Origin of the sequence: Sphingomonas sp. S2M10, from assembly GCF_012650175.1 — a bacterium.
In the GTDB taxonomy this organism is placed as follows: domain Bacteria; phylum Pseudomonadota; class Alphaproteobacteria; order Sphingomonadales; family Sphingomonadaceae; genus Sphingomonas.
The window spans coordinates 193077-206721 of record NZ_JAAILI010000080.1; the positions used below are offsets into that span (position 1 = coordinate 193077).

13 protein-coding genes, 2 tRNA genes, 1 rRNA gene and 1 other RNA gene are annotated in these 13645 nt (G+C 67.3%); 10 read left to right on the forward strand and 7 right to left on the reverse strand.

Translation table 11 applies throughout. From position 1 onward, the window contains the following. Nucleotides 1-11: 11 nt before the first annotated feature. The gene (locus S2M10_RS20885) at nt 12-1478 is read right to left on the reverse strand and encodes a glycerol kinase (RefSeq protein WP_168847778.1); all 1467 of its coding nucleotides are present in this window, start codon (nt 1476-1478) and stop codon (nt 12-14) included. 109 nt (nt 1479-1587) lie between these two features. Here S2M10_RS20885 and S2M10_RS20890 point away from each other — a divergent pair, with 109 nt between their 5' ends. From S2M10_RS20890 to S2M10_RS20905, 4 genes are all read left to right on the forward strand, one after another. Next, nucleotides 1588-2829, forward strand: a complete 1242-nt coding sequence (locus tag S2M10_RS20890; protein ID WP_168847779.1) for an AI-2E family transporter — start codon at nt 1588-1590, stop codon at nt 2827-2829. 46 nt (nt 2830-2875) lie between these two features. Further along, nucleotides 2876-2952: transfer RNA gene (locus tag S2M10_RS20895), tRNA-Asp, on the forward strand. 70 nt (nt 2953-3022) lie between these two features. Next, nucleotides 3023-3099 (forward strand) — tRNA-Asp (locus S2M10_RS20900). Between the two features lie 84 nt (nt 3100-3183). Then, a complete protein-coding gene (locus S2M10_RS20905) occupies nt 3184-4830 on the forward strand; it encodes a M28 family metallopeptidase (protein WP_168847780.1) in 1647 nt (548 codons plus the stop codon). A gap of 129 nt (nt 4831-4959) precedes the next feature. Here S2M10_RS20905 and S2M10_RS20910 read toward each other — a convergent pair whose 3' ends face one another. From S2M10_RS20910 to S2M10_RS20930, 5 genes are all read right to left on the reverse strand, one after another. Continuing rightward, nucleotides 4960-5187: a DUF2842 domain-containing protein gene (locus tag S2M10_RS20910; protein ID WP_168847781.1), complete on the reverse strand. Its 228-nt coding sequence runs from the start codon at nt 5185-5187 to the stop codon at nt 4960-4962. Further along, nucleotides 5184-5738: a 5-formyltetrahydrofolate cyclo-ligase gene (locus S2M10_RS20915; protein ID WP_168847810.1), complete on the reverse strand. Its 555-nt coding sequence runs from the start codon at nt 5736-5738 to the stop codon at nt 5184-5186. The genes S2M10_RS20910 and S2M10_RS20915 overlap by 4 nt, the downstream gene beginning before the upstream one ends. A gap of 21 nt (nt 5739-5759) precedes the next feature. Further along, nucleotides 5760-5919: non-coding RNA, 6S RNA (ssrS, locus tag S2M10_RS20920), on the reverse strand. 13 nt (nt 5920-5932) lie between these two features. Further along, on the reverse strand, nt 5933-6241 hold the full coding sequence (locus S2M10_RS20925; RefSeq protein WP_168847782.1) for a cell division protein ZapA: 309 nt from the start codon (nt 6239-6241) through the stop codon (nt 5933-5935). Continuing rightward, nucleotides 6241-6459 carry a hypothetical protein gene (locus S2M10_RS20930; protein ID WP_247650934.1) on the reverse strand — a complete coding sequence of 73 codons (219 nt, stop codon included), beginning with the start codon at nt 6457-6459 and terminating at the stop codon, nt 6241-6243. Before S2M10_RS20930 ends, S2M10_RS20925 begins: the two co-directional genes overlap by 1 nt. A 137-nt stretch (nt 6460-6596) precedes the next feature. On the opposite strand from S2M10_RS20930, the gene tkt reads away from it, so the two are divergent. The 5 genes from tkt (at nt 6597) to thiE (ending at nt 13005) form a co-directional block, all read left to right on the forward strand. Next, a complete protein-coding gene (tkt, locus tag S2M10_RS20935) occupies nt 6597-8564 on the forward strand; it encodes a transketolase (protein ID WP_168847784.1) in 1968 nt (655 codons plus the stop codon). Then, the gene (gap, locus tag S2M10_RS20940; protein ID WP_168847785.1) at nt 8561-9565 is read left to right on the forward strand and encodes a type I glyceraldehyde-3-phosphate dehydrogenase; all 1005 of its coding nucleotides are present in this window, start codon (nt 8561-8563) and stop codon (nt 9563-9565) included. Before tkt ends, gap begins: the two co-directional genes overlap by 4 nt. Nucleotides 9566-9751: 186 nt before the next feature. Continuing rightward, a complete protein-coding gene (locus S2M10_RS20945; protein WP_168847786.1) occupies nt 9752-10942 on the forward strand; it encodes a phosphoglycerate kinase in 1191 nt (396 codons plus the stop codon). A gap of 306 nt (nt 10943-11248) precedes the next feature. Then, nucleotides 11249-12166 carry a class I fructose-bisphosphate aldolase gene (locus S2M10_RS20950; protein ID WP_168847787.1) on the forward strand — a complete coding sequence of 306 codons (918 nt, stop codon included), beginning with the start codon at nt 11249-11251 and terminating at the stop codon, nt 12164-12166. 140 nt (nt 12167-12306) lie between these two features. After that, complete coding sequence (gene thiE, locus S2M10_RS20955) at nt 12307-13005, forward strand: thiamine phosphate synthase (RefSeq protein WP_168847788.1); 699 nt, start codon at nt 12307-12309, stop codon at nt 13003-13005. An 88-nt stretch (nt 13006-13093) separates the two neighbouring features. On the opposite strand, the gene S2M10_RS22480 is transcribed toward thiE, so the two are convergent. Then, the gene (locus S2M10_RS22480; RefSeq protein ID WP_211091185.1) at nt 13094-13390 is read right to left on the reverse strand and encodes a hypothetical protein; all 297 of its coding nucleotides are present in this window, start codon (nt 13388-13390) and stop codon (nt 13094-13096) included. Between the two features lie 139 nt (nt 13391-13529). On the opposite strand from S2M10_RS22480, the gene S2M10_RS20960 reads away from it, so the two are divergent. After that, a 16S ribosomal RNA gene (locus S2M10_RS20960) occupies nt 13530-13645 on the forward strand; the annotation flags it as partial.

The window sequence follows — 13645 nt, forward strand, 5'->3', positions numbered from 1 at the left end:
CACGGCGACGCTCAGGCGGCCGCCACCACGCGGCCGATCGCATCGCGCCAGCCCGCCAGCCGAGCCGCCCGGATCTCCGGTTCGATCTGCGGCTCGAAGGTCCGGATGGTGCCGCGCATCATCACGGAGTCGTCCAGGCTGTCGAACATGCCGCAGCCAACCCCGGCCAGCATCGCGGCGCCCAGCGCGGTGGTCTCGGCGAAATCGGGGCGGTCGACCGGCAAGGCGAGAATGTCCGCCAGATCCTGCGCGATCCAGTCGTTGGTGATCATGCCGCCGTCCACCCGCAAGCGCGCCCATTGGGCGTTGTCGGCGGCGAAGGCGGTCTCCAGGTCATGGCTCTGGTGCGCCATGGCTTCCAGCGCGGCGCGCACGATGTGCGGCCGCCCGGCGGCAAAGCTGAGGCCGGAAATTGCCGCCCGGGCCTCCGGCTCCCACCAGGGCGCGCCCAGGCCGGTGAGCGCCGGTACGCAATACACCCCGCCATTGTCGGGAACCGATCGAGCCAGGATTTCCGTCTCGGCCGCGGTCGCGATGAGGCCGAGTGAATCCCGCAGCCACTGGACCAGGCTGCCGGCGACGAACATTGATCCCTCCAGCGCGTAGGTCCGTCGCCCCCCGAGCTGCCACAGCACCGTCGCCAGTAGCCGATGCCGCGAGCGCGGCTGGAGCGTGCCGGCATTGGTCAACACGAAGGCGCCGGTGCCGAAGGTCGCCTTGGTGTCGCCCGGCGTCAGACAGGCCTGGCCGATGGTCGCGGATTGCTGGTCGCCCGCCAGTCCGCAGATCGGGATCGCCCCCCCGAACATGCGAGTCACCCCGAAGTGGCCGGCGCAGTCTACGATCTCCGGCAGCGCGGCGCGAGGGGCGTCGAACAGGTCGAGCAGCCCGTCGCTCCAGCCGCCGCTGCCCAGGCCCATCAGCAGCGTGCGCGACGCATTGGTGGCATCGGTGATGTGCAGCCCCGCGGTGAGCTTCCATACCAGCCAGCTTTCCACCGTGCCGATCGCCAGCCGGTCCCCGGCGTCTTTCAGCTGCGGCCAGTTCGCCATGGCCCAGGCGATCTTGGTCCCCGAGAAATAGGGATCGAGCAGCAATCCGGTGCGCGCCTGGATGCCGGGTTCCTCGCCCGCCTCGCGCAGCTTCAGGCAAAGCGGCGCGCTGCGCCGGTCCTGCCAGCTGATCGCGGGGGCAAGCGGTTCGCCCGTGATCTTGTCCCAGAACACCACCGTCTCGCGCTGGTTGGTGATGCCGATCGCGGTGATTCGCTGCGGGCCGCCGGCCAGCGTCACCATCGCGGCCGCGCAGGCATGGCTCTGCCGCCAGATCTCGCCAGCATCATGTTCGACAAGCCCTGGGCCGGGATAATGCTGCGTCAGTTCTGCAGATCTGCTCGCAACACATTGTCCCGATGGCGTGAAGAGCATCGCGCGAGTCGAGGTGGTGCCCTCGTCGATCACCAGAAGCAATTCGGCCATGCAAGTGAGGCTAGCTGGCAACACATGCCGCCGCAATTGCGCCGTGTTAGGGCCTTGCATTGCCGCGACACGCTCGCGTCTCTACACTGTACCAGAAAGGGATTTTAGCGTGGACCAGCGTACCGGGATGATGGGTGGAGATGGCGGCCGGGCAGGGGCGGTTCCCGATGCGGTTGCCGCCGCCGATCTGCCGGAAGAATGGCAGGGCGAGGAACCCGCGCCGAGCCTCCGCCGCGACCGGCTGATGGCCGCGCTGGTGCTGATCGCGGGCATGGGGCTGGTGCTGGCGCTGCCCTTCGCGCTGCAGGCGGGCGCGCGCTTCTTCCTGCCGGTCACCGCCTCGCTGGTGATCGCGATCGCGCTGGTGCCGCTGCTCGAATGGCTGGAGCGCCACCGGTTGCCCGCGCCGATCGCGGCGTTCCTCTGCGTGCTGCTGTTCCTGAGCGCGGCCAACATCGCGCTCGCCTCGATCGGGGTGCCGGCCTGGCAATGGGTCCGCCGGCTCCCCGAAAGCGTGCCGAAGATCCAGCAGAACCTGGAGCCGCTGATCCGATTCTATTCGAATCTCGAGCGGTTCGTGAACAAGACGCTGAACAACTTCGCCGCCGCACCGGTCCGCCAGCCGGTGGTGCAGGCGCCGCAGCCGCCGACCTCGCTGATGGACCTGTTCACCACCTCGGCTCCGTCGGCGCTGATCGAGATGTTCTTCGCGATCCTCGTCATCTATTTCTTCCTGTCCGGCTGGACCCGGCTCCGCCGCAGCGCAATCACCAGCCGATCGAGCTTCGGCGGCGCGATGGCGACGGCGCGGGTGATCCAGGACGTGGTGGACGATACCTCCGCCTATCTGGGCACGATCACCCTGATCAATTTCACCCTGGGGCTGATCGTCGCGGGTGCGTTGTGGCTGATGGGGATGCCGACGCCGTTGATGTGGGGCGGCCTCGTCGCGCTGCTCAATTACATTCCCTATATCGGCCCGGTGATCGCCGCGCTGCTGCTCGCGGTGGGCGGGCTGATGAGCTACGCGGATATCGGCACGGCGATGGTGCCGCCGGCGATCATGATCGCCGCGCATCTGGTGGAAGCAAATGTCGTGACGCCGCTGATCGTCGGCCATCGGCTGACCATCAACCCGATCATGATCCTGATCTCGCTGAGCTTCTGGGGCTGGGTGTGGGGTACCACGGGGGCACTGCTGGCGGTGCCGCTGCTGATCATCATCCAGACCGTGCTCAACGCCGCCGGCAAGCCCGATATCGCCGGGTTCCTGTTCGAGCAGGGCACCCTGGTGCGCGATCCGGCAAACATTCGTTCGCGTCGTCGCGCGAACCTCGATCAATCCGGTTGACAGCCCCAAAACACGCGGCTAGGTGCCGCCTCCTCGCTTGGCTCAAGCGGGTGTAGCTCAGTTGGTTAGAGCGCCGGCCTGTCACGCCGGAGGTCGCGGGTTCGAGCCCCGTCACTCGCGCCACTCGCCTTGCGGGACTCCAGATGGAATCCGGCGGCGATTGGCCGTTCAAGATTTCCTCGCTTGGAAGCAAGCGGGTGTAGCTCAGTTGGTTAGAGCGCCGGCCTGTCACGCCGGAGGTCGCGGGTTCGAGCCCCGTCACTCGCGCCATGCGGCGCATGTCCCCGAAGAAGCGGGAATGCGCGCTGGCCGGGCCCTTTGCAGGGCTTCCCTTTTCTGCGCTAAGCCGCCGCGATGATCCGCACTTCCGTTCGCGCGCTCGCGCTGCTGCTCGCCACAACCGCCATCCCTGCCGCGGCCCAGATCGCAGCCGATTCGAAGCGAATCGAGCAGACCGTCCGCACCCTGGCGTCGGACGCGTTCGAAGGCCGTGCGCCCGGCACCCGCGGCGAGGATCGCACGCTCGGCTATCTGGTCGCCCGATTCGAGGCGCTGGGGCTGGAACCGGCCGGCCCGGACGGCCAGTGGCTGCAAAAGGTGCCGCTGCTCCACACGCGCCTCGGCACGCCCGCGACGCTGCGATTCGACGGGCCCAAGGGCGCGATGCCGCTCGAGCAGGCCAGGGACCTCTACGTCTCGACGATTCGCCCGGATGCCGCTGCCCGAATTGCGGGCGCGCCGGTGGTGTTCGTCGGCTATGGCGTGACCGCGCCCGAGCGGCAGTGGGACGACTTCAAGGGCCTGGACCTGAAGGGCAAGGTGGCGGTGTTCCTCGTCAACGATCCCGATTTCTCGGCCGAGAAGGGCGAGCCCGTCGCCAACACCTTCGGCGGTCGGACGATGACCTATTATGGCCGCTGGACCTACAAGTTCGAGGAAGCCGCCCGGCGCGGCGCGGTGGGGGCACTGATCGTGCACGATACGCCCGGTGCGGGCTATGGCTGGAACGTGGTGATCAGCAGCGGCGGCGAGAATTACGATGTCGTCCGCAAGCCAGAGGACGTCACCAGCGTCGCGCTGCAGGGCTGGCTCGAGGGTGGGGCGGCAACGCGGCTGTTCGCCGCCGCCGGGCTCGACCTCGCCAGGCTGCGGGTCGCGGCGCGCAAGGCGAGCTTCCGCCCGGTGCCGCTGGAAGGCGTGCGCTTCACCGCCGACGTGCCGGTCACCGCCGAGCAGGTCGACAGCTACAATGTTCTCGCGAAGGTTCCCGGCAGCGAACGGCCGGACGAGGCGGTGATGTTCGGCGCGCACTGGGATGCCTACGGCGCCGGCAAGCCAGACGCCAAGGGGCGCATCTACCGCGCCGGCGCCAATGACGACGCGCTTGGCATCGCCGGACTGCTGGAGATCGCCCGGAGCATGAAGGCGGGCCCGGCGCCGGAGCGCAGCGTCGTCTTCGCCGCCTGGACGGCGGAGGAGCGCGGGCTGCTCGGCTCGCTTTATTATACCCAGCACCCGGTGGTGCCGATGGCGAAGACCGTCGCCAACCTGACGCTCGACATCCTGCAGACCGCAGGGCTCGCCAACGACGTGGTGCTGGTCGGCAAGGGGCAGAACACGCTGGAGGACGACATGGCCCGCGTCGCGGCAACGCAAGGGCGCCGGGTGACGCCGGAGGGGCTGCCCGAACGTGGGCTGTTCTACCGCGCGGACCATTTCTCCTTTGCCAAGCAGGGCGTGCCGACGCTGCTGCTGATGGGCATTGCCGGCGCCTCGGACCTCAAGCAGGGCGGCGTGGCGGCGGGGCAGGCGTGGATCGATGCCTATACCGGCCAGTGCTACCATCAGGCCTGCGACGCCTGGGGGCCGGACTGGAACTTGGGCGGCGCGGTGCAGGACATCGACCTGCTGGGCACGATCGGGGCGGATCTGGCGAACGGGTCGGCCTGGCCGAGATGGAAGGCGGGGTCGGAGTTCAAGGCGGTGCGGGAGCGGCGCTGAAGCAGGCCCCCGCCACCACCGCCGTCGGCGGCGCTTCCCTTCCCCCACTGCGCGGGAGAGGAAACACGATTCTGCCACCGCTGCCCTTAGCGTCTCCTCCACCGCGAAACGGAGGGGGACCGCGCCGCGCTAGCGGCGTGGTGGAGGGGGCATCCGCCAGCGCCCCGTCTCCATCCACCGCAAGAGCGGCTTGAGCGGCAGGATCCACACGATCCCCAGCGCCAGATAGACCAGCGTCTGCACCAGGATCGGCAACTGCCCGATCCACCCCGAAAAGCTCGCGACCAGCACCACCCACACCAGGATCAGCCCCACGATCGCCAGCGCGCCGGCGGGTTTGCGCCAGCTGGGGCTCATGACTCGGTGTGCCAGCGCATGCCCTGCTCGGTCACGACCGCGTGGAGCGGGACGTCCCATATGTCGGCGGGGAGAGCGGGAACTTCCTGCGCCGACCAGGCCACCCCCACCCGCCAGGCATGGTCGAAACGGGCGAAGGCGCGGTCATAATGGCCGGCTCCTTGGCCAAGGCGGTTGAGCCGCGGGTCATAGCCGATCAGCGGCGTCAGGATCACATCGGGTGCGACCTCGTTGCTGGCGGCGTCCGGCTGGCGCAGGCCGAAGGGGCCGGGGACCAGCGGCGTACCCATCTCCCAGGCGAGAAAGCGGATCGGGGCGGCGCGATCGATCACGTGCGGCAGGGCAAGCGTGCAGCCGCGCTCGGCGGCCGCGGCGGCAAGCTGCGTTGGATCGGCCTCGCTGCCCACCGGGCAATAGGTGGCGACGATCATCCCGGGCGTCAATTTCTCGACAAACGCTTCGGGCGCGCGAATCGCGGTGCTCGATTCCGCGGCGAACAGATCGCGCGCGGCGCGCAGGCGCGCGCGGAGGGCGGGCTTGTCGCTCAGCATCGGATCAGCGGGCAAGGTGTGACGGGAACCACCATGGGCCGTTGGCCTGAATATCCACCGACGCACAGAACGTCAGGTGGGAACCATGTGTTGCAGACCAGGATCTGCACAGGGACAGCTCCCATGGATGAAGATTATAGCCTCAGGGATAATTGCTAAGGCTCGCACCGGGCAGTTCCCGCCACGCTTCCAATCTAGGACGTCGCGTCGCGTTCCTCAAGGGCCTCGGCAACGGCTTCCAGTCGATCGGCGATCCGGTCGAGCAGTCCGTCCGGAACGACGGCGGCGGGAGCCGGCTTCCGTTCGGCCTCGTCCAGCGCGTCTGCCAGGATCAGCGCGAGGTAGAGCAGGGTGCGTTCGCCGCCCTGGGTGCCGCCGGCGCGCATCGCAGCCTCGGCATGGCGGCCGATCCGTGCTTCCAGCGCGCGAAGATGCGGCATGTCCTCGTCTCGCGCGGAAACCGTGTAGCTGCGGCCGGCGACCTGGAGCGTGATATCCGCCATCAGCCTTCGTCCTCTTCGCCGCCGGCAGAGGCAGCGTCGGCTTCCGCCTCGCGCTCGCCGGCGATCAGCGCATCCAGGTCGACGATCGCCGATTCGATTCGTGCGCGCAACGCTTCGTTCCGTGCTTCCAGCCGCGTCCGCACAAGCGCCTGCGACGCGGCGGCGACTTCGATACGCTTCAGAGCCCGTTCGATACGATCTGCTACTTGGTCGGACATTATGATGCCGGATAGCATGGATCGCGAGGGCGACAAGACCGACAAGTCATAATGCCTCGCAGGAACGGGTGCGCCCAATGGTTGACGTCCGGCCCCGGCGCTTCCAAAGGCATGCGCGACCAAACGGGGAATATCACGTGACAGCATCCTTCGCCGATTGCGCCAATGCGATCCGCGCGCTCTCCATGGACGCGGTCGAGGCCGCAAATTCGGGGCACCCCGGCATGCCGATGGGCATGGCCGATGTCGCTACCGTCCTCTTCCAGCGCTACCTGAAATTCGATCCCGCTGATCCGGCTTGGCCCGATCGCGATCGCTTCGTACTCTCGGCCGGCCACGGCTCGATGCTGCTCTATTCGCTGCTGCACCTCACGGGCTATGCCCGCCCGACGCTCGATGACATCAAGGCCTTCCGCCAGATCGGCAGCCCCTGCGCCGGCCATCCCGAGAATTTCGAGCTGGCGGGCGTTGAGTGCACCACCGGCCCGCTGGGCCAGGGCCTGGCGATGGCGGTCGGCATGGCGATCGCCGAGCGGCACCTCAACGCCACCTTCGGCGACGATCTGGTCGACCACAAGACCTGGGTGATCGCCGGCGACGGCTGCCTGATGGAAGGCATCAACCACGAGGCGATCGGCATCGCTGGCCATCTCAAGCTCAACCGCCTGATCGTGCTGTGGGACGACAACAAGATCACGATCGACGGCGCGGTGTCGCTGTCGTCGGTCGAGGATATTCCCGCGCGCTACCGCGCCACCGGCTGGCACGTCGTCGAATGCGACGGCCATGACGAGGCGGATATCGTCCGCGCGCTGGACGAGGCGGTCGCCAGCGACAAGCCGGTGCTGGTCAAGTGCCGCACGATCATCGGCAAGGGCGCGCCGAACAAGCAGGGCACGTCCAAGGTCCATGGCTCGCCGCTCGGCAAGGACGAAGTCGCCGCCGTGCGCGCTGCGATCGGCTGGAACCATCCGGCGTTCGAGATCCCCGGCGATATTCGCGACGCCTGGCTCGAAGTCGGCGCCCGCGGCGCCGCGCCGCATGCCGCCTGGAAGGAGCGTCTTGCCGCGCATCCGGATCGTCTCGGCTGGGAACGCCGCGGCGAGGTGCCGGCGGACCTGCTCCAGCCGCATGTCCAGAGCCTGCTCGCGAACCCGCAGAAGGTCGCGACCCGCAAGGCGTCCGAGCTCGCGCTGGAGGCGGTCAACGCGATCCTCGATGCGACGATCGGCGGCTCGGCCGACCTCACGGGCTCGAACAACACGCTGACCAAGGGGCTGCAGCGGCTCGACGCCGACAATTATGGCGGCCGCTACCTCAACTACGGCATCCGCGAGTTCGGCATGGCCGCGGCGATGAACGGCATGGCGCTGCACGGGGGCGTGATCCCCTATGGCGGCACTTTCCTCGTCTTCGCCGACTATGCCCGCGCCGCAATCCGCCTCTCGGCGCTCCAGCATGCCCGCGTCGTCTATGTGATGACGCACGATTCGATCGGTCTCGGCGAGGACGGCCCGACCCACCAGCCGATCGAGCATCTGATGAGCCTGCGCGTCATCCCGAACCTCGACGTGTGGCGCCCTTGCGACGTCGTCGAGACGGCCGAGGCCTGGGAAGCCGCGCTCGCCAAGACCGACGGTCCTGCGCTGATCGCGCTCAGCCGCCAGAACCTGCCGCAGCTGCGCACCGAAGCCGCCGAGAACCGCTCTGCCCGCGGCGCTTATGCGCTGCTCGAGGCGGAGGCGCCCCGCAAGGTGGTGCTGCTCGCGACCGGTTCGGAAGTCGAGATCGCCGTCGCCGTGCGCGAGGCGCTGGAAGCCCAGGGCATCGGCGCCGATGTCGTCTCGGTCCCGTGCTTCGAGCGCTTCGACGCGCAGGACGCCGCCTATAAGCGCGACATCCTGCCGGCCGACGCGCTCAAGGTATCGATCGAGGCGGGCACCACCTTCGGCTGGGAGCGCTACACCGGAAACGATGGTTTGCGCTTCGGCGTGGATGGCTTCGGCGCTTCGGGCCCCTATTTAGCGCTCTACGAACATTTCGGTCTCACTGCGGGCGCCATCGTTCCGCAGATCATCGCAAAGCTGAACGGAGAACAGGCATGACGAAGGTTGCGATCAACGGTTTCGGACGTATCGGCCGTCTGGTGGCACGCGCGATCCTCGAGCGCCCGGAAAGCGGCCTCGAGCTGGTCACGATCAACGACCTGTCGGACGCCAAGTCGAACGCCTGGCTGTTCGCGCGGGACAGCATCCATGGCAAATATCCGGGCACGGTGGAGGCCGACGGCAACGACATCGTCGTCGACGGCAAGCACATCAAGGTGACCGCCGAGCGCGATCCGGCGAATCTGCCGCACGCCGAGAACGGCGTCGACATCGTGCTCGAGTGCACCGGCTTCTTCACCAAGCGCGAAGACGCCCAGAAGCACCTCGACGCCGGCGCCAAGAAGGTGCTGATCTCGGCGCCGGGCAAGAATGTCGACCTCACCGTCGTCTACGGCGTGAACCACGACAAGCTGACCGCCGAGCACACCATCGTCTCGAACGCGTCGTGCACCACCAACTGCCTGGCGCCGGTCGCAAAGGTCCTCAACGACGCGATCGGCATCGAGCGCGGCCTGATGACCACGGTCCACGCCTATACCAACGACCAGAAGATCCTCGACCAGATCCACCCGGACCTGCGTCGTGCGCGCGCTGCCGCGATGTCGATCATCCCGACCACGACGGGCGCCGCCCGCGCGGTGGGCGAGGTGCTGCCGGAGCTCAAGGGCAAGCTCGACGGTTCGGCCGTCCGCGTGCCGGTGCCGGACGGCAGCCTCGTCGACCTGACCTTCATGCCGAAGCGCGACACCTCGGTCGAGGAAGTCAACGCGGTGCTGAAGGCAGCCTCGGAGAGCGGCCCGCTCAAGGGCGTGCTGGTCTATACCGCCGATCCGATCGTCTCGGCCGACATCGTGCACACGCCGGCATCGTCGACCGTCGACAGCCTGGAGACCGCGGTGATCGACGGCAAGCTGGTCCGCGTGGTCAGCTGGTACGACAATGAATGGGGCTTCTCGAACCGAATGGTCGACACCGCGACCGTGATGGCGGGCCTCTGATCTAAATGCCCCCGTCTCGGCGGGGGCACTTCTAAAATTCCCCTCCCGCTTGCGGGAGGGGCTAGGGGAGGGTGAGTGGTGGTCGCCCGCGAAAGCGCTGCAGCAAGAACCCCCACGTCACACCCTCCCCCGAACCCTCCCGCAAGCGGGAGGGGAGACTTTTCATAAGAACGCGAGGGGTTCAGCATGGCGCGCAGTTTCAAGACGCTCGACGACATGGGCGATATCACCGGCAAGCGGGTGCTGGTCCGCGAGGACCTCAACGTGCCGATGGCCGACGGCAAGGTAAGCGACGACACGCGCCTCCGCGCCGCAATCCAGACCGTCGCCGAGCTGGCCGATCGCGGCGCCAAGGTGCTGATCCTCGCGCATTTCGGCCGCCCCAAGGGCAATCCGACCCCCGAATTCTCGCTCTCGCAGGTGGTGAAGCCGCTCGAGCAGGTGCTCGGCCGCTCGGTCCGCTATATCGACTGGGAAGGCGACGCCGCCTCGGTCGCGACGCTGAACGACGGTGACATCGCGCTCCTCGAAAACACCCGCTTCTTCGGCGGCGAAGAGAAGAACGATCCGGCGGTGGTCGATCGCTTCGCGTCGCTCGGCGACCTTTATGTCAACGACGCCTTCTCGGCCGCGCACCGCGCGCACGCCTCGACCGAGGGCCTCGCCCACAAGCTGCCCGCCTTTGCCGGCCGCCAGATGGAAGCCGAACTCGACGCGCTCGACAAGGCGCTGGGCAATCCCGAGCATCCGGTGGCAGCCGTGGTCGGCGGCGCCAAGGTCTCGACCAAGCTCGACGTGCTCAAGCACCTCGTCGCGCGCGTCGATCACCTGATCATCGGCGGCGGCATGGCCAACACCTTCCTCGCCGCGCGCGGCGTCGATGTCGGCAAGAGCCTGTGCGAGCACGACCTGACCGGCACCGCCGAGGAGATCCTCGACGCGGCGGACGCGGCCGGCTGCACCGTTCACCTGCCCTACGACGTGGTCGTGGCGAAGGAATTCCGCGCCAACCCGCCGGTGCGCACGGTCAATGTCCATGAAGTCGCCGCCGACGAGATGATCCTCGATGTCGGCCCGGCCGCCACCGAGGCGCTCGCCGACGTGCTCAAGACCTGCAAGACCCTGGTCTGGAACGGCCCGCTTGGCGCGTTCGAGATTCCGCCCTTCGACGCGGCGACCGTCTCGCTCGCGCGCACCGCGGCGGCGCTCACCAAGGAAGGCCAGCTCGTCTCGGTCGCCGGCGGCGGCGATACGGTGGCGGCGCTCAACCAGGCGGGCGTGGGCGGCGAGTTCAGCTTCGTCTCGACCGCCGGCGGCGCCTTCCTGGAGTGGATGGAAGGCAAGGAACTTCCCGGCGTCGCCGCGCTCGCACGCTGATCCGCGGCTACAGCAACCGGAAGGGCGGGGACGCAGGCGCGACCCCGCCCTTTTTGCTGCCTGTCGTGCCCGGGCGACGTCGCGCCGGTGATTCGATTGGTGCGATCGACGATCAATACGAAGGTATCGCGTCAATAAGACAGCTTCTGCGTACCAAAAACGCACCAATCTCCTGGCAGGTGTTCGAGCTGTTCCGCAGATGCGAAATAACTTTCGCTCCGCAGCAAGTGGCCAACGTTGTCAGCCTTTTCGTGACCAATCTGCCGCGATAGGGACGCCGCAGCGATTACCAATGCGGAGAAGATCATGGGCATCACGCCGGCCGTCAAAGCGATCCTCGACAATTACGGCTCCGACAATCCGGGAGTGAAGGCGAACCTCGCCCGCATCCTGATGCAGGGCAAGCTCGGTGGCACGGGCAAGCTGATCATCCTGCCGGTCGATCAGGGCTTCGAGCACGGGCCGGCGCGCAGCTTCTCGGTCAACCCCGACGCCTATGATCCCCACTACCACTTCCAGCTCGCGATCGACGCCGGTCTCTCGGCCTATGCCGCGCCGCTTGGCATGATCGAGGCGGGCGCCGACACCTTTGCCGGCCAGATCCCGACGATCCTCAAGGTCAACAGCTCGAACAGCTGGGCGACCGGCATCGACCAGGCCGTGACCGGCGGCGTCGACGACGCGCTGCGCCTCGGCTGCTCGGCGATCGGCTTCACCATCTATCCGGGCGCCGACGGCGTGTTCGAGATGATGGAAGAGATCAAGGAAATGCGCGCCCAGGCCGCCTCGGTCGGCATCGCGACGGTGATCTGGTCCTATCCGCGCGGCGGCAAGCTCAGCAAGGAAGGCGAACTGGCGCTCGACGTCGGCGCCTATGCCGCGCACATGGCGGCGCTGCTCGGCGCGCACATCATCAAGGTCAAGCTGCCCGCCGCGAACATCGAGCAGGCCGAGGCCAAGAAGCTCTATGAGGGCACCGACTGGTCCAACCAAGGCGACCGCGTGGCCCATGTCGTGCAGAGCTGCTTCGCCGGCCGCCGCATCGTCGTCTTCTCGGGCGGCGCCTCGAAGGGCGCGGATGCGGTGTACCAGGACGCCCGCGACATTCTCGCGGGCGGCGGCCAGGGCTCGATCATCGGCCGCAACACCTTCCAGCGCCCCCGCGACGAGGCGCTGGCGATGCTCGACAAGCTTGTGTCGATCTACAAGGGCGAGGAAGCCTGAAACCTGCCCCGGCGGCGCCGACGGGTTCGCCCGGACGGCGCCACCGCATACCTGCCGCTGCTTGACCCCGGAGGACAGGGGGTGGAAGGCCCGCCGGCGAAGGCGGTAGCGTTCCGCCGATTTCAGCAGCGGAGTATCCCATGTCCGAACCCTTCGACGATCTCGAAGACGAAGCGAACCTCGAAGGCTGCGCCGAGAAATTCGTTCGCGACGATCGTCGCCCGCCCTGCCAGCTCTATCTGATCTCGCCGCTCGACGTGACCGGCGGCTTTGCCGATCGCCTGCGCCGCGCGCTCGATGCAGGCCCGGTCGCCGCCTTCCAGTTCCGCGTGAAGGATGTCGACCAGCACCAGGCCGCCAAGCTCGCCGAGCCGCTGCAGCGGATCTGCGCGGATGCCGAGGTCGCCTTTATCGTTAACGACAGCGTCAGCTTGGCCAAGCGCCTCGGCGCCGACGGCGTGCATCTGGGGCAGGGGGACGGCGATGCTCGCGAGGCGCGCGTGATCCTCGGCCCCAATGTCCAGATCGGCGTGACCTGTCACGATAGCCGGCATCTCGCGATGGAAGCCGGCGAGGCGGGGGCCGACTATGTCGCGTTCGGCGCCTTCTATCCGACGACCACCAAGACCACCGAACATCGTCCCGAGCCGGTGATCCTCTCCTGGTGGTCGGCACTGTTCGAAATCCCCTGCGTCGCAATCGGCGGGATCACGCCGGCCAATGCGGCGCCGCTGGTGCAGGCGGGCGCGGACTTCCTGGCGGTAAGCCATGCGGTCTGGGGCGGGGACGAGGCCGACGCGGTGCGTGCCTTCGCCGCGATTCAGGGGATGCAGGGCTGATCCCGGGGCGATTCGCCGCTGATTCGGCGGAAATGGTCATCAAACGGTCATTCCCGCCGGGATCATCGGTGCTCAAAAAGCCAGGATTTCAGCCGTTTTCCGGATCACTGTCACGAAAACGACAGAAAGTTTCATTTTCTCGTTGACGGTCTTGGGAACCGCGCATAGAAGCCACCTCACCGACGCGGTGCTCTTCACTGAGGCAGCGGCGGTCACCGAAATTGAGGCGCAGCGGCCGCCCCTGGAAAAAGGGGAAAGGCGCAGCGTCGATTTTTGTCGCTCTTTGACATTGTTGGTTTAGATGAAGGGACATGTGGGCGGCGGCTCCGGGTCTTGCAGCTTCTAGGTGCAGGGTGCTCGGTAAAAGCCAAGCCGTTTCATACATGTCCTTACACGTTTCCATACGTGGAAGCTTGTTCGTCGGGTTCGCCTGGCGGATGGGTTTCACAAGAATGTGCAGGAACGGCTCCTAGAAATGAGCTGCTGCATGGTCGCACATTCCGGCGGCTGTGCGGTGGAACATCAAACTTGAGAGTTTGATCCTGGCTCAGAACGAACGCTGGCGGCATGCCTAACACATGCAAGTCGAACGAGATCTTCGGATCTAGTGGCGCACGGGTGCGTAACGCGTGGGAATCTG

Bases quoted from the DNA above. Each gene is read 5' to 3' on its own strand.
- S2M10_RS20950 (WP_168847787.1), top strand. From the start codon at position 11,249: ATGGGCATCACGCCGGCCGTCAAAGCGATCCTCGACAATTACGGCTCC.
- S2M10_RS20885 (WP_168847778.1), bottom strand. From the start codon at position 1,478: ATGGCCGAATTGCTTCTGGTGATCGACGAGGGCACCACCTCGACTCGC.
- S2M10_RS20945 (WP_168847786.1), top strand. From the start codon at position 9,752: ATGGCGCGCAGTTTCAAGACGCTCGACGACATGGGCGATATCACCGGC.
- S2M10_RS20905 (WP_168847780.1), top strand. From the start codon at position 3,184: ATGATCCGCACTTCCGTTCGCGCGCTCGCGCTGCTGCTCGCCACAACC.
- S2M10_RS20925 (WP_168847782.1), bottom strand. From the start codon at position 6,241: ATGGCGGATATCACGCTCCAGGTCGCCGGCCGCAGCTACACGGTTTCC.
- S2M10_RS20930 (WP_247650934.1), bottom strand. From the start codon at position 6,459: ATGTCCGACCAAGTAGCAGATCGTATCGAACGGGCTCTGAAGCGTATC.
- gap (WP_168847785.1), top strand. From the start codon at position 8,561: ATGACGAAGGTTGCGATCAACGGTTTCGGACGTATCGGCCGTCTGGTG.
- S2M10_RS22480 (WP_211091185.1), bottom strand. From the start codon at position 13,390: ATGTATGAAACGGCTTGGCTTTTACCGAGCACCCTGCACCTAGAAGCT.
- S2M10_RS20915 (WP_168847810.1), bottom strand. From the start codon at position 5,738: ATGCTGAGCGACAAGCCCGCCCTCCGCGCGCGCCTGCGCGCCGCGCGC.
- S2M10_RS20910 (WP_168847781.1), bottom strand. From the start codon at position 5,187: ATGAGCCCCAGCTGGCGCAAACCCGCCGGCGCGCTGGCGATCGTGGGG.
- thiE (WP_168847788.1), top strand. From the start codon at position 12,307: ATGTCCGAACCCTTCGACGATCTCGAAGACGAAGCGAACCTCGAAGGC.